Below are 24,555 nucleotides of genomic sequence, written 5' to 3'. Positions count from 1 at the left end.
ATCACCGATAACTGCTCAACAAAACCCGCCCTTTCCCAAGACATCATCTCTCAACTTCAGTGGTATTAGTAGATGTCAAAGAGAATTTAAGCGTACCTTGATTAGCATGTCATTCAACGCCTCTTTTACTGATGGTGTTGCAGGTAGTTCACTCGACTGACTGGCTTGTTCTAATTCATCATACAGCCGTTCGTATTCTCCCCGATAAAATGCTAAATCTCCCTCTTCTATCGGAGATTTTTCCGCATTGGTTAATTTCTGGGTAATTAAATCGGAAATATAGCTTAATCTAAATTCTTCATTCAACTTGAGCAAATTGGCTTCTACTTCACCGGTTTTCATTAAATGAATACCTGTGAGTAAAACCCGATAGACATAAAGCAAGGGCTTAATGCGACGCGGACATTCTTTGCCAAACAGTCGCCATTGAGTTCGGGCAAACCCCAAGTAGTGATGGCTGTGGTGGCGGGTGATGCATCCTTTCGCGATCGCCTTTAATTCTTGATGGTCTGGAGTTGTATAAACAATCAGGGGAGAGTACAATTGCTCTAAGACATATCCATTCTTTTTCAAGAGCAGAGAAAAGAATTTTTTGATATCGTGAGTGACTAGATCCAGTTCCAATCCATCTCTCATTTGCGATACTTCAATTATCTCACGTCCGGCTTCCAATCCGACTACTTCTTGTATCGGTAAAATGTGACTACCGCGCAAATCGTAATCAGAATCGGGTGAGGGGAATCCATATAAATGCGCCCCGCTAATAGTGGCAAACAACAGCGGATACGGCTGATCGGCAATAGCGGGAAGTAAGGTATTTTGTCTTTCAATCATGATTTGTCTGATTTTTTAAAATATCTCTACCGATTGGGTTAAATCGGATTAATCGGAAACCTTCGTAGGAGTACAAAACCTTGTGTTCTTCTCAATCCTTAATTTAATTGATAACGCTTACACCCAGGAAATATAGGAAGCAACAGCCTTAATTTGTGTCAACTTAAGCTCAAAACTTGGCAATACCTTGATTTGACCCCTCCCTAACCCCACCCTTGCCAAGGGGAGGGAACTCGGATGACTTTTAGTTATTCTGCCTAATCTTAATGTACTGACACTGAATCCACTAAAAAACGCTTTTGTTGATAGGGTTGCTGACAGGGGAACGGCTGTTCAATAAACCAGTGTTTACACCCATCTGGTGACAGAGACGAAACTTGACTTCCGGCACTTTGAAACGCACCGTGCATACAAATGTTTCCCTTATGTTCTCGTAAAATTGATTGCGCTGTCTCAATCGAAAATTTGCCTTCATTAACTTGACATAAATGTCTGACTGTCCCTTCTCTGGAATCAATGGATAGGGATTCTGAATATCCTCCTTCCGAAAAAATGCTGGCAAAATCAAAATCTTCCTCTCCCGCACACCATCCTCGATTCACCGCATAATTAATTATCTCTGGATGGCGCAAATCACCTGAATTCCGAATACTGAGATTATTAGAAATTGAGCGAGTTCCTTGTTGTACTCGTTCAGCTACCCAATACTCGCCAGCGGTTTCTAATACCCAGGCTTCTTGGTAGTCTGCCAGAATAAATGAATTATGATAATTCATGGCGAAGTTTTCGGCACAATTCCCGCCTTGTCCATATTCTTTTAGCAGTGAGGTAATTACATAAAGCGCATCTAATGCTGTTTTGCCGCGTTCTAAGCCTAAGCGGACTAAATCCATGCCCAGCAAACCTTTGGTTTTATAGGGTTCAACTGTCCAAACGGCTTCATTGCCAATCACAACGCCACATTCATTCGCCCCCATTTCTGCACCCCACATCCATCGGGGTTTGGAGAGGATCACAGCTAGGGTTTTGTTAACTTGGGGAATGGCAATATAGGTACATTCAACTGTTGTGTTTGAGTTTTTGTTTCTGGCGGGAATGACGACAACATCTTGAATTTCACCCTGGGGGCGATCGCTATTTTTGCCGAAGATAACGTTACCGTTGACTGTTGAGTTGGGTAAGGCAACAAATGTATCACACATAGGATTTATCAATTTGACTTCAAAAACAGGTGGTGAATGGAATAAGGGATTTAATGGTGTAGAGACGTAGCATGCTACGTCTCTACAAGGTTAGGATGTGGGGCAAATATTTTGATATTTCATTATTCATTATAGGAAGGAATGCGAATGTTTAGGGCGAAGACAGGGCAACTACGAACGACTCCGCCTTGCTTGAATTAAAAAGGCATTGGCTTTTTCATAATCCGGACGTTCGGGTAATGAAGTTTTTCTCAATGCTTCATCAAACTGATGATGTAACGCTAACCGCCAAGCGTTTACCTCGTCCCAAGCCATGTCTCCCTGGCGAATCGCTAGCAATTGTTGTCGATAGTCCTCGACTTTAACCGGAACAAAGCCGTCTTTGAGGATTGTAATCCCTGATAATAACAACCGGATCAGATGCATGGCGTGTTTTAACCGAATTTTTCCTTTGGTGCGGAGATCTTGCTCCATTTTTTTGAATTGGGACATTACATAACCGTTATAGGTTTGATAGACTAATTGCGACAGAAACATTTCTCGCTGCTCTAGCAAGTCTTTGGCGATGGGGGTTGCTGTCTCGACTAAGGGAGTATACAAGCATTCTAAAACATTGGGATTGGCTTTAAGCGCTAAGATTAAAAACTTTTGGAGTTCCCAATAACATTCCTGGTTTTCTTTATTTTCTAATTGTTCGGGAATGCCGTAAAGTGACCAGTGAACGTCAGCAGGCGGTAAGTAAATCCCACGACGGTCAATATCTGAGGTTTCCTGATCTAAACCAAACGCCCTAGACCCGACAATACAACGATAGATGACATACTCGTATAAATTGTAATCACTCAGGCTATCTGCGGCTTGCTGTAATCCTTCGTTTTGAAAATGCTTACGGATACTAAATTCTTGTCGATTTAGGGTGATTTCAACGTTGTTCGGTAAACGGATACGATAGGCATGGGAATTATCAGTTGGCGATTTGACGATAACACCAACCGCACCGCGTACACATAAGGGTTCATTGGCAGAATTTTTGACCTCGACACGACTGACAACTTGCGTACCGACGGGCAGAATTAAGTTAGGATTCATGGATAACTCGATAAGCTGTCATGCATTTAACTTGAGTATAGGTAGTGAGCAAGATGCTCACACAACAAGGATTTTTCTGAGAACCGTCTGCCTTATGCCTTTGACACAGCGATCGCGGATTGTCCTAAACTGATACCAAACACCGATCATTAATCAGGGCATGGGGCAGAAACGGGCAATAGTATGCGGATATTATGGCAAGGGCAATGGGGGTGATGAGGCGTTGCTGGCGTCGTTGCTACAAATGCTGCCTAAATCGATAACACCACTGGTGCTTTCAGGTAATCCGAACCAGACAGGTAAACGCTATGGGGTAGAAACCTGCGATCGCACCTCAGCGTTTCGCGTCTTGCAAGCCTTTAACCAAGCCGATAGTTTTATCTGGGGGGGTGGTAGTTTAATCCAAGACGCTACCAGTGCCATGAGTCCAGTGTACTACAGTGGTTTAATGGGATTAGCTCAACAGCGGGGCTTTAAAACCATTGCCTGGGCGCAGGGAATCGGTCCATTGCAGCGTCCTCTAACCCGCTGGATGGCGCGACAATGTTTTCAAGGGTGTACAGGCGTCAGTGTGCGCGATCGCACCTCAGCCGCTCTCCTAGCCGATTGGCAGGTGCCGTTTCGGGTTGCTCCTGATCCAGTCTGGGCATTAGACTCAACCCCAGTCCCTGGATTGTGGGATTTACCGGCACCCAGAGTCGCCGTCACCTTGCGATCGCACCCCCATCTTACCCAAGAGCGTCTCGCCAACCTCACCCAAGCTCTGATCGCCTTTCAAGGAGCCACCAAAACCTGTATACTACTTGTGCCATTTCAGGCATCTCAAGATCTGAGCATCGCCCAATCCATTGCCTCCCAGCTTCCAAATACCCATCAGATTTTCCAGCTCGATGAACCCCAACAATTAAAAGGATTGTTTCGCGGGGTAGAAATGGCAATTGGGATGCGCTACCACAGTCTGATTATGGCAGCAGCCCAAGACTGTCGCTGTTTTGCCTTAAGCTATGACCCGAAGGTTGATTCCCTAATGGCAGAACTCGACTTGCCGGGATGGAGGTTAACCGACATACCCAATGACCCAAACGCGATCGCGCATACCTGGATCGATTACTATGCCAATGGTAATCCTCTTAGCCGCGATCAAATCCAATCCTTAGTCGATCGGGCGTTGATGCATCAAGATTTATTGGTAGACATCCTCGTCAAGGAGTCATGAAAAACAAAGGCAGAGGGCAGAAAGCAGAAGGCAGAGGGGTAGAGGGGGTTTATTCCGATGATTTTGCATACTCTGGTGAGGCGGTTGTTAAATTCTCCCAGCACAATTTGTAATCTGGCGAGTTTTGTGTCTTACTTTGGAAAGGAGTCAAAAACCAGGAAATCTTAACTCACCTTGGCTCTGAGCCATCCCCCAGCTTAAAACCCAAAATACTGGTTTATATCAATAACAACTTAAAATTCATAGTCCATAATTGATAATTTGGTTGATTTGTGACCCTCTGGATGAAGAGCAATGAGTGATTCTGACACCCCCAATAAAGAGCCTCTCCCGGAGTCCAGTGAATGGACTGATGAGAGTGCTGAACATACTCCCGATGAGCCAGAGAATCCTGAATCTCAGACGCTGCTCAACCTCTTTCAGATAGCCGACATGAATGAGGATGAACCCCAGCCGGATGTGGACATCGACCAAACCGTCGAGTTAGACTCCCCACTCAACGTTGAGGCAGAACCTAGCGATCCTGAATCACTCCCCACCCTGGCAGAATCTCGCAACAAAGACGCGGATTGGTTTGCCCTTGCTCAAAAAATGCGCCAGCGCAATCGCCGCTTGCTCGAACAAATTGCTCAACTTCAGGGCGCCCTGAATGAAAAACAAGACGCCTTAAACGCCGAGATGCTGCGATCGCAAGAGCAGGATAGTCTGATTGTCCGCCAAGGTGAGGAACTTAACACGCTGCAAGACCAATTAACTCGTCTCTTCCATACCCTAGAATCCTCCCATCAAGCCGCAACTCGTCAGCAAATTCTGATTGAAACTTTGTCCGAGCAACTACAAAGCTCTCAAGAACGAGTCGCCCAACTAGAACGGGAATGCGCCCTCACCCAGCAACGGAATAACGAACAATCCCATCAATTAGTGCAATCGGCTAATACCTGTCGAGAACTGAAAACCCGCTTACACCGACAACAACAGCAAACCTTACAATTCAAAGTCGCCCTGGAAAAATGCCTGGAAATGCCGAATCGTCAGGTAAGCGAAGCCCAACCTACCCGTCCAAAACGGGATGTAGGCGGTGTTGTCCCCAAAGCCCAACCCATCCAACCGTGGTCCACTCAACAGGATTTCCTCGCCGACGAATCCTCAACGGATACTGAACCCCTGTGGAATCGTCCCCTCCAGCTTGATTCATTATTGGCGACATCTACTGATACCGAAGACGTTACTGAACCCACAGAGTCTCACCCATCAACAACGCCAATTGACTCAATCGTTACTCCGATTTCAGGCAGTACGGCGGCGGAGTTAGAAGCCGAGCGACAACTTCTGGCGGAAATGAACTCCCTGGCGCAAGCTTCAGGATTATCAGAAGTAGCATACGATTTAACTCAGGAGCCAAACCCTTGGATGCTCGAACCTGGAAGGGACGCCGAAACGGTTGATGAATCCGGATTCTCCTCAGCAGAGACATCAGAGACTGAAGATGAAGGGGATGAAGAGAATGAGGTGACTCTCCCCCAACCCAATTGGCCCTCACCCGTCGTTTATCCCCTACGACGTCCGAAAAAAATTAAGTCATTGTCATCAATTGAGTTACCGAGTTTTCCCCGGTATCGCCCTGTCTAGATAATCGATATAAAACAAATGTCCCAATCCTTAGAGCATCAAGAGCGAGATAGCCTGGACATTCAATTACTGGTTCTGGATATTGATGGCACGATCGCGGGTGAAACCAATACGATTACAGAACCTGTAAAGCAAGCCATTCGTAGGGTACAAACAAAGGGAATTCAAGTCGCGATCGCAACCGGACGCATGTACTGTTCTGCTTTACGCTTCCATCGGGATATCGGTTCTACTCTACCGATTCTGGCGTATCAAGGCGCATGGATTCAAGATCCCGCCACACAGACAATTCACCGACATTTATCAGTCTCCCGTGCTAGGGCTGAACAATTATTAGATTACTTTGAGAGTGACATGCTGCGATCGCAGCTTTCCGTGCATTTCTATATCAATGACCAATTGTATGTTCGGGAAATGACCCCCGAAACCCAACGCTATGCTCAACGGGCAGATATTGAACCGCTATCGGTGGGTGACTTGCGCCAGGTACTCACGAACGAACCCACCAAGGTATTAGCCCTCTGTCAGGATACAACGGTTATCGACCAATTATTTAGCCGCTTACGCCAGCAATACACCCCAGCTGAACTTTACCTGACTAAATCAGTCGCCACCTTCTTTGAAGCCACCAATCCCCTCGTTAACAAAGGAGAAGCCGTGCGCTACCTAGCAGAAGACTTACTGGGACTATCTGCCCAAAATATTATGGCAATTGGTGATAACTTTAACGATATTGAAATGCTGGACTATGCTGGGTTCGGCGTCGCCATGGGCAATGCGCCTCTCGAAGTTCAGGCGATCGCGCAATGGGTAGCGCCCTCTGTTGAACAAGATGGCGTAGCTACAGCTATTGAAGCGTTAATTTTATAAAGTTTAGCTGGATCAGAAAGGGAACCGACGACTGTCCGTGTTTCGTCTCGGTTCCCTCGCTGGTTCGCTCCTCACACATTCAGAATCATACCGGAATAAGTGGAAAATGTCACGCCTCGTAAGAAAAGTTGTTTTTCTATGCTCCTAGAATAAAAAAACCTTTCCTTTCACCTATACCCAATTCTTCATCTCCCCCAGCACCTACAACGCTCTAGGAGCAGATACACCCAATTTTTCCAGGAGCGATCGCAACACCACCTGTGTAACCCCGATTAACCCCAATCTCGCCCGCGCCAAGGGCAAATCATGAATCTTCACCTCTCCCCAAATTCGGCAGGATTTGTAAAATTGCTCATAAGCCTCACTGACAGCCAATCCTTGTTTAACCCAACGCTGACAATCGGAAGTACTGATCACGTCTAACAGATCAAAAAGCTGGACAATCAAATCCCATTCAGCAGGATGGTTTGTACGTAGCCGTACCAACTCCCTATCGGAGTCTCCTGCATCCTGGAGCCAAGGAATTGGATTTGGGGAAATGATCGTAATTGGGGATTGGTGAGTGGTGACTGAAAACAATTCCTCCTTGTCTCCCCCAGCTTCCCCAGCTTCCCCAGCTTCCCCAGCTTCCCCAGCTCCCCCAGCTTCCCCAGCTTCCCCAGCTCCCCCAGCTTCCCCAGCTCCCCCAGCTTCCCCAGCTCCCCCAGCTTCCCCAGCTCCCCCAGCTCCCCCATCTCCCCCATCTTCCCCCCCTCCTGTATCGGTGATCTCAATCAATCCCTGTTCGTCAGCTAGGCGTAAAAGCGAACAGCAACGAGCATGAACATATTGAATGGGAAAAAGCTGATCAGAATCCGGCTGATTGTGTTGAGAGTTTTCTCGATTCCCTCTTCCTTCTTTTGGGTGAAATTTATCGTTTAAGTCATTTTGGGACACTGATGGAAAATAGGGTATTTTAAAGCACTCTTGTAAGTAAGTAGCTAAAGCGCGATCGCTAAGTCCCAAAAGAATCCAGCCTGGAGGCAATACTTCAACGGTAAAATTGATACCAATCGCGTCAGCAGACTCTTGAGAAAGCGTTAGCAACGCTTCGGTGAGCTGATGGGCAATGTCTAAGGGAGTCTGTTGCCAAGCCGAAGATAACTTAAGTGCGATCGCTGACCGATAGCATACATAATTATAAATAGAGGTACGGTGTAAAGGTACAGTATTCGGTGTCAACTGAGCCGCTATGGGTAAGGTATTGATTCTGTCAATTGCCTGCCAAAGCTGTCGTTGAAACTGAGATTTGATACTCACATCTTTACTGAACGACTTTACCGTAAAAACTCGGTAGTTAGATGTATTTTTAGCTACTTTAAACTCCATGTACACTGAGAGACAAATGGGATCTCTATCCTAATCGATCTATGAATTTCCAACCCTCAACCTCAGACCCATCCCGACCATTCTTAACCTGGCAACGGATTCTGGATTGGGCGCAGGAACACTACCGCGATCGAACGTTTAGCAAAGATGAGCGAATTCCCACTCGTTCAGGGTTGCTGTATCTCGTGCAGCGAGGTGTAGTACGCCTAACGGGTACCACTCAACTGAGTTCCCATGACTCAACAGACGGATCATCATACCCAATTTTAGAAGAAGCCTTTTTAGGATTTGTCAGTGCAGGTCAGCCGTTTGAAATTGTCGCCCAATCGCCCTTTACTCTGTCTGCCTACTCCCATATTGACCAAACCTCAGTGTTCTGGATGTACTGGCATGAGCTAGACAATTGGCCCCACTTCCGGCGTGAGATTTTTAATGCGTTCCACTATCAACATCAGCGTAAACTCCTATGGTTAAGCACATTAGGACAACGCAAAACTATTGATCGCCTTTTCGGATTACTCACTCTAATCATTGAAGAATTTGGCGAACCGACACCCGATGGTTACTGTTTGCCATTTCCTTTAACTCACGGGCAAATTGGTAGTGCGATTGGTGCCACTCGAGTCACTGTGACTCGCTTAATGGGAAAATTACGCAAGAAGGGATTGATTAGCACCTACGGGGATAATTTAATTTGCTTACCCATGCAATCAGTTGATTTTGATGAGGATGGTTCAAAATCAAGCTAACCGGGTTTAGCATAGCCGTTGATGAGTTGTTAGCATAAAGTTTGTAGTTGCGCTGTCTTCATTCCTGCAAACCTAAACCTGAGAACCAGTCCATGAAAATAAGTAAAATAATTATCAAGGGCTTTCAACAGTTCAATAATTTCCAGTTGGATTTGGTAAACCCCAAGACAGGTAAACCCATATATAAAATATGCTTTATTGGTACAAATGGAACGAAAAAAACAACAATTTTGGAGCAAATAGTTAATTTATTCAATAATTTTAATGGTCATGAAAATGAGCCACAGCCACTGCAAAACATGCCATTCTTTGCTGTAAAATTTTCTGCCTCGTCTGGAGATTTTTTTGCCTGCCATTATCCCTGTAGCGGTTCTGGTTCGTATCGTACTCCAATAGTCTACTATCAAATAGTCTACTATAATGCTGATGTCGAACAGACTGACGAATGGCATCGGTTTGTCACTGATCCAACCCAAAAAACCGTACCACCGAACTTCTGCGGACAACACTACATTTCCAGTCAGCCAGTTCCCTCGTTTACCAGTAAGAGAGATTTAATTATTCATGTACCAGCGGATCGGTCATTGCTTTTACAGAAAGGAGATTTACCCGTAACAACACTTGACGAAGCTTTAAAGCTATTCCAAAATTTTCCAGCTTATCACTTTATATCTATGGAAAATGCCGGAGAGTTTTGGAAATTATTAATTTATCTGGTCAAAAAACGGGAGAGTGATTACCTAGAACACTTAAAGAAACCTGAAAATAAAAAGAAAACGATTGAAGAGGTTGAGGCGGAATTCAACAAAAATAATCCAGACATTCTCCAAGGAATTGGAGACTTATGGAATCGAATACTAGACAAGCCAGGTAGCGATATAAATCGCAAACAGGAGTTGATTGCTGAATATCTAGAAATCGGAAACGCCTATAACTTTGATCCATCCACATGAGATATCTGAGAAAGTCAGCGCAGTCAAAGATAATTTCTAATCAGTGGCAGTATTCAAATCAAAGGGATAGAACTATTGATTGCGGTCGATCCTTAGTGTTGAGTTAGGACTTCCTGATAGTCTGATCGAAAGGATTAACAAAAGCTCGTGAGATTCCCATAGGAGAACATAGCACAACAATTTACTGGTTAGTAGCCGCGATCGCACCTTGTCCTTGGGGTGAACCAACATAACCCAGAAAAGCTTGCACCTGCGGCGTTGCAGGTTGCTTGTAGACATAGTAAAGTTCTCGTTGATAGGGATAATTTGCCGCTTCTGGAGTTAACCCATCGACGGGTACAATTCGCACCGTTTGTTGATCGGCAACTTGGGCGTAGGTGGCATAACTAATTCCATTACGTCCCAATTCTCGCAAAATGGGAGTGGTTGCATCTCGTTGCATTGTGACAATATTAGGTGTTGCACCAAATTGTCCACCGTTAAGTACCAGTTCTTGAAACGCTTGACGAGTTCCGCTAACCGGGGGGCGATTAATCACCCGAATCGGTTCTGAAGCACCACCGACTTGTGACCAATTGATAATTTGTCCTTGAAAAATTTGCTGCACTTGCGCCTGAGTTAAGCCTCGCTGAAAGGGATTAGCTTCACCCACCACGATCGCGATCGCATCTTTCGTTACAGGTACAGCCACTAAGCCTTGGGACTGTTCTTGGGAGGTTAGAGGGCGAGAAATCGCCGCAATATCTACACTTCCGGTTAACAGCGTCCGAATCCCCTGATCTGAACCCTCAGCTTGGGTTTCCACAGTTGTACCTTGAAACTGCTGTTCAAAACTTTGTTTCAAGGCTTGATTAATTTGCACCATACTCGTCGAACCTGCTATCCGGACAATTGTGCCACTGGGGACAGCTTGGGGCGGCGGAAAAGCACTATTGGGATTCGCGGCTGGCGTTCCTGGATTGGCAGGTTGAGTGGGTGGGGATGGATTTTGAGTCGAGTTATTCTCACCTCCTGTCAATGTTCCTAAATTCATCCCCGATTGACGAGTAAACCACCAAAAACCACCCGCTAATATAACAACTGTAATTACCAACGCAGCAATAAGTGTTCCAGTTTCGTTTTTCTGTGACATAATTAAGGGTCATTTGTCATTTGTCATTTGTCATTTGTCATTGGTCATTTGGAATCATTTCCCCTATCTTCCCCATCTTCAAGGCTAAAACTAATACAGTCGTTTCGTCTTTATGAGACATGCGATCGTGACTTCAAGTCGCCAAATAACCAATCACCTCTAGCTTACCTGGTAATTGTCCAGTTTTTTCGCATCCCCCTTGTCTCCCTTATCCCCCTTCCTTCCCTAGAGTGACAAAAGAGCGCCAGAGCCAGTCTAAATGATTCGTGAACAAAAATGGGACTAAAAACCTTGTCTAGCAAGGCTTGTTATTTTACAACTGATTTAGACGCCTGATAGCTTTACAAAACAACAAAAGCTAGCTGGAGTCTGTTGGGTTTCACGTTGTTCAAACCAACCTATCAAAGTCATACCAAATCCGGGTTAGTCATCCCCGTTATAACCCAGTCCGCGCAGGCGGACTTTGTTTGTGTAGCAGCGATTTCAATCGCCGTGGCAAAAGGGGGTAACAAAGGCGAATTTGGTATTAGCACCGCTATAGTCCCAGAGGGATTTTAATCGCCGTGGCGGGGGTTATTAAACAATGAACAATCAATAGCGAATACGCGGGTCAATTAAAGCATTGATAATATCAATCGCAATACTCGCCATCACCACAATCGCCCCAAAAAATACCATAATTCCCTGCACTGTCGGGTAATCTCGTAACTGAATCGCTTCATATAATCGATTCGCTAATCCGGGCCACGAAAAGGTCACTTCTGTTAATACCGCACCCCCTAACAACGACGCAAAAGTGAGTCCCATTACCGTAATCACCGGAATCAACGCATTTTTTAACGCATGACGCAGCAAAATCGTCCATTCCTGAATCCCTCTAGCGCGTGCAGCTTCTACATAATCAGCCTTCAGCGTTTGCTTGAGATTCACCCGGACGATGCGCTCAAAAATTCCACTTAGGAGAATTCCTAAAGTTAGCGAAGGTAGAGTTAAATAATATAATGCCGTTAAAAATTGGTTGAAATTCCCATTCAACAAACTATCAACGGTATAAAGTCCGGTGAACTCTGGCGGCGGAGTTACTGATGCCGGAAATCGTCCACCTAGGGGAAACCATCCTAACTGTACGGCAAAGATTAACTGAACAATCATTCCTGCCCAAAATATCGGTAAGGCGTAGGTAATAATCCCAAATAGCCGCCCCCCTAAATCAAAGACTGTACCAGGACGAGAGGCGGAAAAAATACCCACACCAATTCCTACCGTTATCGCGACTATCATACTACATACCGCTACTTCTGCCGTCGCCGGAAAATACTGCTGAATCACTTGCCAAACGTCTCGTCCTTGGTCACTAATTGAACTGCCTAAATCCAGGCGAAGTAAACTGAATAAATAATTGACATACTGTAAAGGTAACGGTTGATTTAATCCCAACCGTTCTCGAAATTCGGCTTTTACACTTTCAGGCGCACGATTACCAATAACCGCATCAATCGGATCTCCTGGCGTAGCGCGGAGAAGCAAAAATACGATAGTAACAATCGTAAACATCATTAACGGTGCCAGAAGCAACCGGGCGATGACATAGTAAAGTAAGGCACGAGAACGAGACATCCGAATTCAAATTATGGCGAGTAGGATTAACACAGGTTTGTAGTTGCGCTTTAGCGCCATTCCAATATTACGCAAAGCAGAACTCTTTTCTATCTGATATATTGCACCATTTTCAATAAGCCGCGATACCCGCCAATAATTCAAGTTCTTGGCTTATAGCTTAAGTTCAAGCTTAGTGGACTAAAACTCTTATCCAGTCGTCTTTAGACGACTTAAGCTTTTGGTTCCTTGGGTTTGAACCCAAGGCGGTTGGTGAGACTACTTAAGCATTTTTATCAACCTGCCAAAACGAGATACCAATAATTGGGTTAATTTCCACGTTCTGTAAGCTGTCTTGAGCAAACGCAAATTCTTTTTTCTGCAATAAGGGAACCAGCGGCACATCTTGAGCCATTAGCTCTTGAATTTGCCCAAATAGTTGTTGTCGCGCCTGGGGATCTTGTTCCTGGCGTTGCGCGTCAATGAGTTGGTTCATTTTCTCACTGTAATAGAAGAAACCTTGACTTTGACTAGCACCTTCCTGACATCCAGTTTCCGCTGATCCTTTCGTACAACTGAAAAAGGGACTGATGTAATTATCCGCATCGCCAAAATCCGGGAACCAAGCGACTAAATAGCTGGGATAAATGCCTTTGGGAATATTACCAAATAGGGTAGCAGATTCAACAGCTTGCGGTTGAACTTGCATCAAACCATCCATTTTTTGCTCGGCATATTCCTTGAGAAGCGTAACAATTTGTTGGCGTTGAGGGCTATCTGAACTGTACCAAATTTCCAATACAAACGGATTTTCAGCCGAAAAACCTGCCTCGGTTAACAGTTCTTTTGCCTTGTCCACATTGCCATCCCCATACGGTTCCTTAAATACAGGTTTGGTGGTGGCAAAAGTGTCGGGTATAATACTGTAAGCGGGTTCCGCTTGACCCCGATAGACGCGATCAATGATTAACTGACGATCCACTAACGCCGCGATCGCTTGTCGGACTTCGACCTGATCTAAGGGTTTTTGCTTGACATTTAGCACTATATAGTCTACGCGACTGCTGGGCTTTTCTAGTACCTGATACCCTTTTGATTCAGCATCCTCTTTAAGGCTGAGAATTTGATCGGCATCTAAGTCACGATAGGCAATATCAACCGCACCTGTGGTAAAGGAATTGTACAAGTTAGCGGGACTACTGAGAAACTGAAAGTCAATCCCTTGATTGGGTGGTTTTTCTCCCCAATAGTCCTCAAATACATCCACTTTGACTAAATTTGGCTCAAATGAAACCAGTTTATAGGGACCTGTTCCCACAAAATCATTGGGTTTAAATTTGCCTTGCCCAATTTCATAAGCTTGAGGCGAAACCGCACTTAATCCAGGAAAGGCTAGTAGGTAAGGGAAGGGAGCAAAGGCATTTTTTAGCTTAATTGTGAGTTCGTATTCCCCTGTGGCTGCTACGGATTCCATAATGTTAGAAAGTAGGGCTGAAGGTTTACCCCCGTTTTCACTAAACCGCCTCAAGGAAAATGCCATGGCGTCTGCGTTAAAGGGTGTGCCATCATGGAACGTAACGCCCTGACGCACAGGAATCGTGTAGGTTAACCCATCATCACTGACTTGCGGGAGTTCTGTCGCCAGTTGAGGAATCAGCGTATCTGTCTCCCCCTCGTAGGTATAGAGGCGATCGCCTAAGCTGGTAATAACATCACTAATTGCCACTTCATAGGCATCAGCGGGGTCAAGGGTTCGGGGTTTGGCAACGGAACCCACAGCGATGCGTTCAGGGCTACTGATGCTAGTGACGGAACTTGCAGCATTATCAGTGGGTGTATTTTGCCCACCACAGCTAATAATCAGGATGCAACAGCAGCAGAATAAACCGAGAAACTGGATAATCTGCCGTTTCTGATGAGATAAGGGAAATTTCATAATGTAAGTAGGTGGACACAATTAAAGTTAACGGTTGAGATTAGGGAACAGGGAACAGTAACGGTTTGAGGACGATTTACAACACTTGATTCGCTTCTCGACAGGCTTGAAAGCGTTGGCGTGAGGCGTTGAGGGTGGCGATAACTCCTGGTTGGGTGTCGAATAATTTTTGTTTTATTTTAATTATTCAACTATTGCCATCCGTTCGCTACTTAAGTCAAGATCGTAATTATATGTGATGGAAGGGTTTAATCCGATGACCATTTCTGCGGATAGAGTATTTTCAAATTTACAGAAAATTGACCAAGTTGATCCAGTAACCAGTGCTATCTACCGAGAACAAGCCCAAGAGGTGCTGGCTACACCATCGATCACGCTGAAACTTCGATCCGCGATCGCGGATCGACTCAACCGCGCTAATAACGATTTAGCATTGCATACCGTAGGCAGCGAAGATAGTTACTAGTTGAGGCTGGTGGGCAATGCCCACCCTACGGTCTATTTTCGGCTAGTTTAGTGGGAATTTAATTCCATGGGGTTGAGTCAAACTGCCTGAGCCACGACTCAGCTTGAGTTGAGCTACTCTAAAGAATAGAGAACGATTCGCCATAGCAATCAGGGGACTACTCATGTTAATTTTGATTGCTCATCCTAAATGTGGCAAAAGCTCAAGCAGAATATTTCTAAATGGCAAGGGGTACTGATCACTGCCCCCACTGTCGCCGGATTGGTGATCGCTACGGCTTGGACGGGTTCGTTTCAGCTTCTCGAATGGGCAACACTTGACCAATTTTTTCAGCAGCGTCCCCAAGAAGCTGTTGACTCCCGGATTCTGGTGGTAACCATTGATGAGTCTGATATTACCCAGATTGGAACGTGGCCCATTCCTGATCAGGTCTTAGCACAGTTACTTAGAAAAATAAACGCCCAACAGCCGAGGGCGATTGGCGTGGATTTGTACCGTGATTTGCCAGTCGAACCGGGTCATCAGGAATTAGTCGAGGTGTTTAAGTCTACACCGAACCTGATTGGTGTGGAAAAAGTCGTGGGCGAAACGGTAGCACCATCGCCAACCCTAAAACAACAGGATCAAGTGGCGATGGCTGATTTAGTCTTGGATGCGGATGGCAAAGTTCGTCGCGGATTGCTGTCTGTGCAATTAGACGATGAGTCCATCCACTTAGGATTAGGGGTAAAGCTGGCGTTAATGTATCTCGAAGCCGAAGGGATTACCCTGCAAATGACGGATGAAGCCAAGAGTCATTTACAGTTGGGTAAGGTGGAATTTGTGCCATTGACGGGGAATGAGGGTGGCTATGTTAATGTCGATGCGGGTGGTTATCAGATTCTATTAAACTATCGCGGACCGAGAGAGAACTTCCAAACTGTATCCATTGCGGATATTTTAGAGAACCGAATATCAGCAGATTTGATGCGCGATCGCATTGTTCTGATTGGCGCTACCGGACAAAGTGCTAACGATTTATTCTTTACACCCTATAGTCAAAATACCATCGGTTCTCGTCAGCAAACACCGGGCGTGATTATTCATGCCAATATCGCCAGTCAGATTATTAGTGGGGCGATGGCGGGACGCCCTTTAATTAAGGCGATTGATGGACGCCCTTTAATTCCCTTCATTGATAGAATAAACCAACTGTCCTGGCTGACAATTTGGGTTGATCCAGTCGAGTGGTTATGGATTATTGTCTGGTCTTTTATTGGTGCGGGAGGAAGCTGGAAACTCCAACAAGCGAACCAATTCGCGGATAGGATTTTTCCCCGATGGATGGTTGTTGGTTTCGGCACGTTCTTCATGGGTAGTATCCTGGTGGTGGGGAGTTATGGCGCGTTTCTCGTTAACTGGTGGTTGCCCGTGGTTTCCCCTCTAGTGGCGTTAATCGGATCATCAATGGCGATCGCGCTTTACCAAACCTGGGAATTGCAACTCTACAATGCTGACTTAGAGATTTTACTCGAAACCACCACGGCTCATTCCGATGCGATTGAGGAAGAGTTACATCAACAAGCCGAAGAAGCCGCACGGGAAAGCGAACGCCGATTAGCCCAATTTTTGGAAGCGGTTCCGGTTGGGGTAGCGGTATTAGATGCAAGTGGCAAAACCTATTACCTGAATCAACGGGCGCAACAGTTAATGGGTAAAGGCGTGGTTCCGGATACTTTTGCTGAACAATTCGCTCAGGTGTATCAATTTTATATTGCTGGAACTGAACAACTCTATCCGGCGGACTTATTGCCCGTCGTGCAAGCGTTAATGGGAGAAAGCGCCACGGCTGATGACATTGAAATTCACCAGGGCGATCAGATTATTCCTATTGAAGCTTGGGGTATCCCAATTTTTGATGAAGGGGGCAAAGTCACCTTTGCGATCGCGGCGTTTCAAGATATTACTGAACGTAAAAAAGCTGAAGTTGAACGTAAGAATTTCACGGCTCAACTCCTGCAACTGAATCAAGCCTATGAACGGTTTGTCCCGGAAAATTTTCTGCAATTGCTGGACAAGAAAAGTATTGTCGATGTCAAACTCGGTCAGGCGGTGCAGAAGGAAATGTCAATTCTATTTTCTGACATTCGTTCCTTCACCACTCTCTCGGAACGGATGAGTTTAGAGGATAATTTTAAATTTATTAATGCCTATCTGTCGCGCATGGAACCCGCTATTGTCGAACATGATGGCTTTATTGATAAATATATCGGCGATGCGATTATGGCACTATTTAATGGTAGTGCTGATGATGCGGTTCGCGCCGGAATTGATATGTTAAACCGATTGACTGATTATAATAAAACGCGGCGACGCCCGGATCGTCCCCCAATTCAGATTGGGATTGGGATTAACACTGGTTCACTGATGCTGGGAACCGTGGGCGGACACAATCGCATGGATGGTACTGTGATTAGTGATGCGGTCAATTTAGCGGCTCGCTTAGAACAGCTTACCAAAGAGTATGGGGTATCCTTATTAATTTCTCATCACACGTTTTTACAGCTCAATCATCCGGTTGAATATGCTTTCCGGATTATCGGTCAAGTTCAGGTTAAGGGAAAACGGGAAATGGTCTCTGTTTTTGAAATATTTGAGGCAGATCCACCAGAACTTCGCTCGGTAAAGTTAATGACAAAGCCTGATTTTGAGAAGGCTTTATTTCTGTATAGTAAACATTTATTTAAACAAGCCGCGCCAATATTCCAAGAGTGTTTAGAGATTAATCCCGTTGATCAAGTGGCTCAAATTTATTTAGACGCCTGTCAGAAGCAGTGTGAGGATTGAAATCGTTATCGTGGGGGGAACAGGGAACGGGAAACAGAGAACAGGAAATACCCAATTTAATAATAGCCGTTAAAATAAGTTAATTGTAGGGGCGGGTTTAGCCGTTTAATTTGGGTATCTACCGATAACCTCTAAACCAAACCCGCCCGTTATTATAACGTGGGTTTAACGTTGATGAATTTCTTTTTTCCGCTTCTGGGACTGCTGCTAGGACTCTTCGCGATCGCGATTCTACTCTATCTGGTTACGGGTCGCCGCTATCAATCCTCTGAATCGGTGGTCAATTCTTATGACCAATGGACAGAAGATGGTATTTTAGAGTTTTATTGGGGCGAACATATTCACTTAGGGCATTATGGCTCACCGCCTCAACCCAAGGATTTTTTAGTCGCAAAATCAGATTTTGTGCATGAAATGGCGCGTTGGGGAGGACTCGATAAATTACCTCCAGGAACCACTGTTTTAGATGTCGGGTGTGGCATCGGCGGCAGCAGTCGTATTTTAGCACGGGAGTACGGGTTCGCCGTAACCGGAATTAGCATCAGTCCCCAACAAATAAAACGCGCTCAAGAGTTAACGCCAAAGGACTTAGATGCGACGTTTTTAGTCGATGATGCGATGGCAATGTCTTTCCCAGATGCCAGTTTTGATGTGGTTTGGTCAATTGAAGTGGGTCCTCATATTCCCGATAAAGCTCTTTTTGCCAAAGAATTAATCCGGGTACTCAAGCCTGGTGGTATTCTGGTTGTTGCTGACTGGAATCAACGGGATGATCGCCAGAAACCACTTAATTTTTGGGAGCGTCCGGTGATGCGGCAACTCTTGGATCAGTGGTCTCATCCGGCGTTTTCTAGCATTGAAGGGTTTGCGGAACGGTTGCAGGAAACCGGACGGGTTGAGGGCAATGTAAAAACGGCAGATTGGACAGACGAAACGCTTCCATCTTGGCTTGATACTATCTGGCAAGGCATCGTTCGACCTCAGGGATGGTTACAGTTTGGTCTATCCGGTTTTATCAAGTCTGTGCGAGAAGTGCCGACAATTCTCCTGATGCGGCTAGCCTTCGGTTCTGGGCTTTGTCGATTTGGCATGTTTCGCGCTATTCGAGCCAATTCTCCAGCCAATTTAACTGAAACCGTCTCGACTCAAGCTGTGGCGACAGAACGGTGATGAATCAAATTTGACATCCTCACCGCGTTATACTGTTAGCGGTCACAAACTGAGCTTTTGTCATGCAGAGCTTAGTGAAGTACAGCGTAACATAGTCGTGAGATTCTTCACTCCGCTACAGTTCCTTCGCTTCGCTCAGGACTCAGAATGACAAATTTGACCGTGCGAAGCTACCAGCTACCAGGGGTTTGGTCACCAAACCCCTACTCTGGGTGGCGTAAACACGACTCTGCACAAAAGTGTTTTTCATGACATGGGGATATAGCCTATCCCTGCTATCCTTGATTTTGTGAAAACTGGGTCAATGTTGCCTCTAGAGATAAGTGTTATGGAGCCGTGGTTAAAATTACTTCTGCAATGGGCTGTCCCTGTTTTTAAGACCCTGGTCTATCTGAAAACGACTAATCAATTTAATGGCATACCCTTAAACGAGAAACCAACATCTGAACCCAAACCTCTTATCCTACCCTATCAGGGGGTCGATGAAGCGCCTCAACGGGAAAAACTGGTGACAATGGGGCAACATTTCGCCAATAAACTGCCAGATGTGATCAACGCGATCGCGCAAACCGTAGATGAAACAGATCAGCTAGAACAGCAGCGCTTCCAGCAACAGAAAGCCCTTCAGCAGCAACTCGTCGCCGAACATCGCCAAACCCTATTCAAACTCGCCGCCTATCAACGGGAAACCACCCTCCAGTTACCGGAAGTCCATAAAATCCTCGATCATTGGCCCCTCCGCCTGTTTCCTTCCCAACTCCTCGAACCCCATCGCCCCAATCGCCCGATTCCGCTACGAATTTTTATTGCCCCTCCCCAGGTTCAGTTTGAGCGGTTTGGCGAAATGAACTCAGAAGTGCCAGAAATTGAACTGGGTTTGGCGCAACGATTGCGAGAATTCTTAAGTCAACATTATCCCCTGCACTCTCAAGTGAGACCCACTGAATTTTTAGGCGGGGCGTGGGAGAGTAAGCGGTTTCATAGTGAATCGAGTATTAAGGCGCTGTTTAGTTTATTGAAATCTGAACCCACCTTAATATTAGAATCAGAAATTGATGGCGATTTTCTGATTTTTCGCCTCGCTTATTGGGGATTAGGGCAAGACAGTTATTGCTATTCAACCTTATGTAAGTTCTCCTATCGAGATTTTATCTATGAATCAACAAAAGCCAGGGCATTAAAATGGAAAACCACGCGAGACAAACTCCTGGCATTGGGAAAGAGTATTGAGGATATTAATGCCAAAGGCGGCGACAATGCGATTAATTTAGCCTACTTGGAAGAAGCCGAAGAATTACAGCAAGCTGGAATTGATCCGAGTGAATTGATTTTTCCCTATAAAGTGAACCGCCGCGATTGGGACAACTTTTGCCAGTTTTTAAGTACCTGTCACTGTTTAGTGGCGGGCTGGGTGGCGGATATTCACCATCTGGTTCACTCGGATGTATCACCGCTTTTGCCGGAATTATTACCACCATTAATTGCCGATATCTCTGATCCGAATTTAGTCCAAGTGGTGATACAAACTACTCTTTCAATTTATCAAGAGGTGTTACAGTCCCTTATTAGTAAACGCCCTTACTGGGAACCGGAACTGAGTTTAAAACTGGCACAGAGTTTAACCTGTTTACCCGATAAATCTTGGGCAACGGCACAGATTAAGTTCTCGGTGAAAGCGTGGCTGCAACAACGGAAACAGCCCCATCGAGAAGGCTTGCAGGCATTTGAAGCGATGCAATTGGTATTAACCCAACAGGATCACCACTATTGCCAGATGCTGCAATCCTGTTTAGCCGCTGTGGGCGATGAACAGGGGGCAAATCAAGTTCAGGAGTTGCTAGAGGCGATCGTATCCCGTCAACAGTCGCAGACAGTTGCTAATCTAAGCTTAACCTCTACGTTCACCGGACTCAGTGGCAAAGTGCAGGCGATCGCGATTCATCCAAATGGACGTACCCTGTTAAGTTGTGGGGGTGACAGTACGATTAAGATTTGGGATCTTATCAGGCTGAATTCGACACCGATTCAGCAATTAAATGGGCATTCTGGTGGAGTTTTGACGCTAACTCTTAGTCGCGATGGGCAGATTTTAGCCAGTAGCGATCAGTCGAAAAATCGCAGTTATATTAAAGTCTGGAATCTACATCAGGGTAAACTGCTGTGGACGCTTTCTGGACATCGCAAGCAAATTAATTCCCTAGCGATTAGTCCGGATAATCACACCTTGGCGAGTGGTTCCCACAAAATTAAGTTATGGAATTTAAACACAGGAGAACCCTTCCGCACGCTATTTGGGCATAAAGAATGGGTGTATTCCCTGGCGATTAGTCCCGATGGTCAAAGTTTAGTTAGTGGGAGTGGGGATAAGACGGTTAAGATATGGAAATTGGCAACCGGAGAACTATTGCGGACGTTGAGTGGACATAAAGCTAGTGTTAGGGCGGTGGCGATTAGTCCCGATGGGCAAACGATTGTTAGTGGAAGTGAAGATAAGACGATTAAACTCTGGGATTTTGAGACAGGGAAACTCCTAATTACATTAGCTGATCATACCGGAGCGGTGTATGCGATCGCGCTAAGTCCAGATGGTGAATATCTGATTAGTGGGAGTGAGGACAAGACAATCAAGATTTGGCATCTGCATCGGGGGGAACTCATGCAAACCCTTGAGGATCATACCGCCCCAGTATACGCCCTTGCTATTGGTGGTGATGGACTCCTCGCCAGTGGGAGTGAGGATAAGACGATTAAATTGTGGCGTCCCTTGTAGAGACGCGCCATGGCGCGTCTCCCTTATTGGCGTTTGTGCTATCAAGACGAACACAGAAGGTTAATCAAGGATTGAGGTATCTCTTCAAAATGCTCTAACAAAAAATCCAAAATTGCCAGATGGCGCAAGTCAACAGGTTGAGGACGATGATAGCCTTTCCCTCGGTTAAACCAACTCTGAACCGTCCCCTGGGAACGAGAACAGATGTGAGAAAGTTGCTCATAAGTGACATCCCATTTGGCATAAAACTGCTTGGGTGTCATCCCTAATTCACAGTAACAATAGAGGTGAATAATGTATTGTTCCCGCTGAGTAATTGGGCGGGGATAGTTTCGCCCTTGGGGGTTATAGCGTCCAGTTGGACTATGCACAGATAGAGGCGCAATCCGATGGCGAGAAAGGGTGGAATAACAGTAGAGATTTTGATCATTTTGATCATCTTCACTCATCGGTTCAATCTCCTCTATTTCCTCACCATGGCGCAGGGTATTTAAAGCGCCAGCGATGAGTTTACCGTTGAGGCTTTCGGTCAACTGCTGAATAAATAGCTTCGCGATCGCATGGACTTCAGCATCCGTTAGATGCATTTGCGACGCATCAAAATCAATATCGCGGTAGTGCTTGAGTAGAGACAGGAGTTGGGTAATCCCAAATTCCGTTAACGCTTGCTGGGTAGAGGTTTCAGCGGTATAGCTGGTGTCGAAGTGAGGCGGTAAAGGTTTCATAGGCTTCTTTTCCTTATGTCATATTAGTGTACTGCTTACTTGTAACAATGTTATAACATAACAATCAAAATTAAAACCCCCTTCTCTCAAAAAAAGAGCCAGGGGGGAAATACTTGAATCAAAAAAACGTAGGGTGGGTTAGGCGGGACTTAAACCGAAGCAATAACCATTTAATGAACAATCCGCCGTCACCCACCAATATTAACGGGACGGTGTATTATTTAATTAATAAGTCAGGAATAATCATTAATATTGGTGGGTTTCCTAAGTCAACCCAACCGACTCTCATATTCAGGCTTCTCCCATTAACTGTAGTACAGCGTCAATAAACCTCTGACTAAAATATATTCCTTGTTTAAGCATCGCATCTAAAAATGGTTTGACTTCTTCAATCTCTCCTAATTGCTTCGCTTTAATCAAAATTCCAACTGAACCGGAAACATTAAGATTGAGAGACTCTGCTACCTTTCTACCCGTTAACTCATCAATTAAAACAAGTTTAGCCTTTTCTTCTAATGCCAAGGTAATTACTTCTGCTTCTCCTCGATCAAGGCTAGGCAGTAGTAAAGCGAGTTGTTCTTTAGCAGTAATCGTCTGACGATTAATCCAAGTCTCTTGTTCTAAGTCAATAAATCCAGTTTTGTTGCGAGTATAATCTGATATTTCTTTAGCCACAGCATCAGGTATTGTCAACTCACCAACTATTTGTCGCAATAAAGATAACTGATTAATTTTTGCAAAAGCAATTAAAGGTGTGGCGTTGCTGATAATCATTGTTTGTTTATAACTGACTTATTCCTTGGATTTCGTGTTCTAAAACGGATTCATCATAATCAAAAACTATAATACCTTTTGCCGCTAAAACATCCATAAATTCTAAACGATTAATTCCTGCCAGTTCTGCGGCTTTGCCCAAAGATAATTTTTTCTCCTGAAAATAGGTGATTGCTGCTAACAAGCGCAGATTTTGGGTTAACTCCAGCGAACCCACCTTTAAAGCGGCGAGCAAATCTTGAGAAATTTGAAAAGAAATTGTCTCCGTTGCCATTAGAGTAATTATCCCTTTAGCTTTCCACCACCTTGTATTGTAACGTAGGGTGGGTTAGGCGGGAATTAAACCGAAGCGATAACCATTTAATGAAGTATCCGCCGTAACCCACCAATATTAACGGGAGAAGATATGATTTAATCAATATTTCAGACAATAATCCTAAACTTGGTTGGGTTTCCTGCGTCAACCTAACCGACAACTACACCTCAAAAAACGTAGGGTGGGTTAGGCGGGAATTAAACCGAAGCGATAACCCTTTAATGAACAATCCGCCGTAACCCACCGATGTTAACGGGGAAAAATATTATCGAATCAATATTTCAGACAATAATCCTAAACTTGGTTGGGTTTCCTGCGTCAACCCAACCGACAACTCCTAAAATCAAGCAATAGATTACACGGTTAAATCGGGCGCACGTCAGTAATTGGTGTCAACTTAAGGTGAAAGTCAATGCTGGCAATGTTTTAAGCTGTTTCTATCTACTCCTCAACATTTTCCCCCTCATCCCCTAACCCCTTCTCCCACCGTGGGGAGAAGGGGAACCGGATTCTCTTGCTCCCCTCCCCCGTGCAAAAAAAGCGAAGCAACATCTGGTCTCCCCATGGAACAAAAAGCGAAGCAACATCTGGTCTCCCCCTTTTTAAGCAGGGGATTTTCATTTTCAAAAAATATACCAAAATAAAAGCAAAATCTTTGCTGATCAAAACCGTTTTTTTGCGAGTTTTAATTCTCTCTATTCAAAAATATTTTAAAGCCCAACTTTTTGCTTATTTTATGGTTGCAAAAAATCTGAATCTCTTGCCGATTCGTGATTTCCAGGTTTGGCTTGTCTTTTTTTTGAGTTTTCTTTTTTATTGAAATTAGTTGCCTTGAATCTATCAATCGTTAAATTAGCAACATTTTTTGCCAATGTTTTCCTAACCACGCCTGCCCTTGACTAATTGACAAAAAACCACAAGTTCGATAAAGATT

The 24,555-nt window shown here is 45.0% G+C and carries 19 protein-coding genes; 9 read left to right on the top strand and 10 right to left on the bottom strand.

Features of this window, described 5'->3' with window-relative positions:
- Positions 1-75 precede the first annotated feature (75 nt).
- The 3 genes from RIB93_RS30930 to RIB93_RS30920 form a co-directional block, all read right to left on the bottom strand.
- Complete coding sequence (locus RIB93_RS30930) at positions 76-834, bottom strand: nucleotidyltransferase domain-containing protein (protein ID WP_446378878.1); 759 nt, start codon at positions 832-834, stop codon at positions 76-78.
- A 263-nt stretch (positions 835-1,097) separates the two neighbouring features.
- Entirely contained in the window at positions 1,098-2,036 is a 939-nt protein-coding gene (locus RIB93_RS30925; protein WP_446378876.1) for a C69 family dipeptidase, read from the bottom strand.
- A gap of 171 nt (positions 2,037-2,207) precedes the next feature.
- On the bottom strand, positions 2,208-3,125 hold the full coding sequence (locus RIB93_RS30920; protein WP_446378874.1) for a nucleotidyltransferase domain-containing protein: 918 nt from the start codon (positions 3,123-3,125) through the stop codon (positions 2,208-2,210).
- Between the two features lie 160 nt (positions 3,126-3,285).
- Between RIB93_RS30920 and csaB the strand changes: the two genes are divergently transcribed.
- From csaB to RIB93_RS30905, 3 genes are all read left to right on the top strand, one after another.
- The gene (csaB, locus tag RIB93_RS30915) at positions 3,286-4,341 is read left to right on the top strand and encodes a polysaccharide pyruvyl transferase CsaB (protein ID WP_446378872.1); all 1,056 of its coding nucleotides are present in this window, start codon (positions 3,286-3,288) and stop codon (positions 4,339-4,341) included.
- A gap of 294 nt (positions 4,342-4,635) precedes the next feature.
- On the top strand, positions 4,636-5,970 hold the full coding sequence (locus RIB93_RS30910; RefSeq protein ID WP_446378870.1) for a hypothetical protein: 1,335 nt from the start codon (positions 4,636-4,638) through the stop codon (positions 5,968-5,970).
- An 18-nt stretch (positions 5,971-5,988) separates the two neighbouring features.
- Positions 5,989-6,840 (top strand): Cof-type HAD-IIB family hydrolase, encoded by an 852-nt coding sequence (locus tag RIB93_RS30905; RefSeq protein WP_446378868.1) that lies wholly within the window; start codon positions 5,989-5,991, stop codon positions 6,838-6,840.
- 201 nt (positions 6,841-7,041) lie between these two features.
- On the opposite strand, the gene RIB93_RS30900 is transcribed toward RIB93_RS30905, so the two are convergent.
- Positions 7,042-8,139 (bottom strand): DALR anticodon-binding domain-containing protein, encoded by a 1,098-nt coding sequence (locus RIB93_RS30900; RefSeq protein WP_446378866.1) that lies wholly within the window; start codon positions 8,137-8,139, stop codon positions 7,042-7,044.
- A 110-nt stretch (positions 8,140-8,249) separates the two neighbouring features.
- On the opposite strand from RIB93_RS30900, the gene RIB93_RS30895 reads away from it, so the two are divergent.
- Positions 8,250-8,957, top strand: a complete 708-nt coding sequence (locus RIB93_RS30895) for a Crp/Fnr family transcriptional regulator (RefSeq protein ID WP_446378864.1) — start codon at positions 8,250-8,252, stop codon at positions 8,955-8,957.
- Between the two features lie 92 nt (positions 8,958-9,049).
- Positions 9,050-9,910 (top strand): hypothetical protein, encoded by an 861-nt coding sequence (locus tag RIB93_RS30890; protein WP_446378862.1) that lies wholly within the window; start codon positions 9,050-9,052, stop codon positions 9,908-9,910.
- A 181-nt stretch (positions 9,911-10,091) separates the two neighbouring features.
- On the opposite strand, the gene RIB93_RS30885 is transcribed toward RIB93_RS30890, so the two are convergent.
- The 3 genes from RIB93_RS30885 to RIB93_RS30875 all read right to left on the bottom strand — a co-directional run bounded on the left by RIB93_RS30885 (position 10,092) and on the right by RIB93_RS30875 (position 14,574).
- Positions 10,092-11,042: a phosphate ABC transporter substrate-binding protein gene (locus tag RIB93_RS30885; protein ID WP_446378860.1), complete on the bottom strand. Its 951-nt coding sequence runs from the start codon at positions 11,040-11,042 to the stop codon at positions 10,092-10,094.
- Positions 11,043-11,633: 591 nt separating this feature from the next.
- Positions 11,634-12,659, bottom strand: coding sequence for an ABC transporter permease (locus RIB93_RS30880; protein ID WP_446378858.1), 1,026 nt, complete (start codon positions 12,657-12,659; stop codon positions 11,634-11,636).
- Between the two features lie 262 nt (positions 12,660-12,921).
- A complete protein-coding gene (locus tag RIB93_RS30875) occupies positions 12,922-14,574 on the bottom strand; it encodes an ABC transporter substrate-binding protein (RefSeq protein ID WP_446378856.1) in 1,653 nt (550 codons plus the stop codon).
- 256 nt (positions 14,575-14,830) lie between these two features.
- Between RIB93_RS30875 and RIB93_RS30870 the strand changes: the two genes are divergently transcribed.
- The 4 genes from RIB93_RS30870 (at position 14,831) to RIB93_RS30855 (ending at position 21,806) form a co-directional block, all read left to right on the top strand.
- Entirely contained in the window at positions 14,831-15,040 is a 210-nt protein-coding gene (locus RIB93_RS30870) for a hypothetical protein (protein WP_446378854.1), read from the top strand.
- 189 nt (positions 15,041-15,229) lie between these two features.
- A complete protein-coding gene (locus tag RIB93_RS30865) occupies positions 15,230-17,866 on the top strand; it encodes a CHASE2 domain-containing protein (protein WP_446378852.1) in 2,637 nt (878 codons plus the stop codon).
- Positions 17,867-18,040: 174 nt separating this feature from the next.
- Positions 18,041-19,036, top strand: coding sequence for a methyltransferase domain-containing protein (locus tag RIB93_RS30860; protein WP_446378850.1), 996 nt, complete (start codon positions 18,041-18,043; stop codon positions 19,034-19,036).
- 328 nt (positions 19,037-19,364) lie between these two features.
- The gene (locus tag RIB93_RS30855) at positions 19,365-21,806 is read left to right on the top strand and encodes a WD40 repeat domain-containing protein (RefSeq protein ID WP_446378848.1); all 2,442 of its coding nucleotides are present in this window, start codon (positions 19,365-19,367) and stop codon (positions 21,804-21,806) included.
- A gap of 41 nt (positions 21,807-21,847) precedes the next feature.
- Here RIB93_RS30855 and RIB93_RS30850 read toward each other — a convergent pair whose 3' ends face one another.
- The 3 genes from RIB93_RS30850 to RIB93_RS30840 all read right to left on the bottom strand — a co-directional run bounded on the left by RIB93_RS30850 (position 21,848) and on the right by RIB93_RS30840 (position 23,579).
- Positions 21,848-22,531, bottom strand: coding sequence for a hypothetical protein (locus RIB93_RS30850; protein ID WP_446378846.1), 684 nt, complete (start codon positions 22,529-22,531; stop codon positions 21,848-21,850).
- Between the two features lie 291 nt (positions 22,532-22,822).
- Positions 22,823-23,305, bottom strand: coding sequence for a DUF3368 domain-containing protein (locus RIB93_RS30845; protein ID WP_446378844.1), 483 nt, complete (start codon positions 23,303-23,305; stop codon positions 22,823-22,825).
- A gap of 7 nt (positions 23,306-23,312) precedes the next feature.
- On the bottom strand, positions 23,313-23,579 hold the full coding sequence (locus RIB93_RS30840; protein WP_446378842.1) for a UPF0175 family protein: 267 nt from the start codon (positions 23,577-23,579) through the stop codon (positions 23,313-23,315).
- Positions 23,580-24,555 lie beyond the last annotated feature (976 nt).

Source organism: Coleofasciculus sp. D1-CHI-01 (assembly GCF_040218875.1).
Taxonomy (GTDB): domain Bacteria; phylum Cyanobacteriota; class Cyanobacteriia; order Cyanobacteriales; family Coleofasciculaceae; genus Coleofasciculus.
This window is presented reverse-complemented; position numbering and strand designations above follow the sequence as displayed.

Excerpts from the sequence above, each read along its gene's own strand:
- RIB93_RS30930 (WP_446378878.1), bottom strand. The coding sequence starts at position 834 with ATGATTGAAAGACAAAATACCTTACTTCCCGCTATTGCCGATCAGCCG.
- RIB93_RS30855 (WP_446378848.1), top strand. The coding sequence starts at position 19,365 with ATGGAGCCGTGGTTAAAATTACTTCTGCAATGGGCTGTCCCTGTTTTT.
- RIB93_RS30880 (WP_446378858.1), bottom strand. The coding sequence starts at position 12,659 with ATGTCTCGTTCTCGTGCCTTACTTTACTATGTCATCGCCCGGTTGCTT.
- RIB93_RS30905 (WP_446378868.1), top strand. The coding sequence starts at position 5,989 with ATGTCCCAATCCTTAGAGCATCAAGAGCGAGATAGCCTGGACATTCAA.
- RIB93_RS30845 (WP_446378844.1), bottom strand. The coding sequence starts at position 23,305 with ATGATTATCAGCAACGCCACACCTTTAATTGCTTTTGCAAAAATTAAT.
- RIB93_RS30840 (WP_446378842.1), bottom strand. The coding sequence starts at position 23,579 with ATGGCAACGGAGACAATTTCTTTTCAAATTTCTCAAGATTTGCTCGCC.
- RIB93_RS30895 (WP_446378864.1), top strand. The coding sequence starts at position 8,250 with ATGAATTTCCAACCCTCAACCTCAGACCCATCCCGACCATTCTTAACC.
- RIB93_RS30870 (WP_446378854.1), top strand. The coding sequence starts at position 14,831 with ATGACCATTTCTGCGGATAGAGTATTTTCAAATTTACAGAAAATTGAC.
- RIB93_RS30920 (WP_446378874.1), bottom strand. The coding sequence starts at position 3,125 with ATGAATCCTAACTTAATTCTGCCCGTCGGTACGCAAGTTGTCAGTCGT.
- RIB93_RS30850 (WP_446378846.1), bottom strand. The coding sequence starts at position 22,531 with ATGAAACCTTTACCGCCTCACTTCGACACCAGCTATACCGCTGAAACC.
- RIB93_RS30890 (WP_446378862.1), top strand. The coding sequence starts at position 9,050 with ATGAAAATAAGTAAAATAATTATCAAGGGCTTTCAACAGTTCAATAAT.
- RIB93_RS30885 (WP_446378860.1), bottom strand. The coding sequence starts at position 11,042 with ATGTCACAGAAAAACGAAACTGGAACACTTATTGCTGCGTTGGTAATT.
- RIB93_RS30875 (WP_446378856.1), bottom strand. The coding sequence starts at position 14,574 with ATGAAATTTCCCTTATCTCATCAGAAACGGCAGATTATCCAGTTTCTC.
- csaB (WP_446378872.1), top strand. The coding sequence starts at position 3,286 with ATGGGGCAGAAACGGGCAATAGTATGCGGATATTATGGCAAGGGCAAT.
- RIB93_RS30910 (WP_446378870.1), top strand. The coding sequence starts at position 4,636 with ATGAGTGATTCTGACACCCCCAATAAAGAGCCTCTCCCGGAGTCCAGT.
- RIB93_RS30865 (WP_446378852.1), top strand. The coding sequence starts at position 15,230 with ATGTGGCAAAAGCTCAAGCAGAATATTTCTAAATGGCAAGGGGTACTG.
- RIB93_RS30860 (WP_446378850.1), top strand. The coding sequence starts at position 18,041 with ATGAATTTCTTTTTTCCGCTTCTGGGACTGCTGCTAGGACTCTTCGCG.
- RIB93_RS30925 (WP_446378876.1), bottom strand. The coding sequence starts at position 2,036 with ATGTGTGATACATTTGTTGCCTTACCCAACTCAACAGTCAACGGTAAC.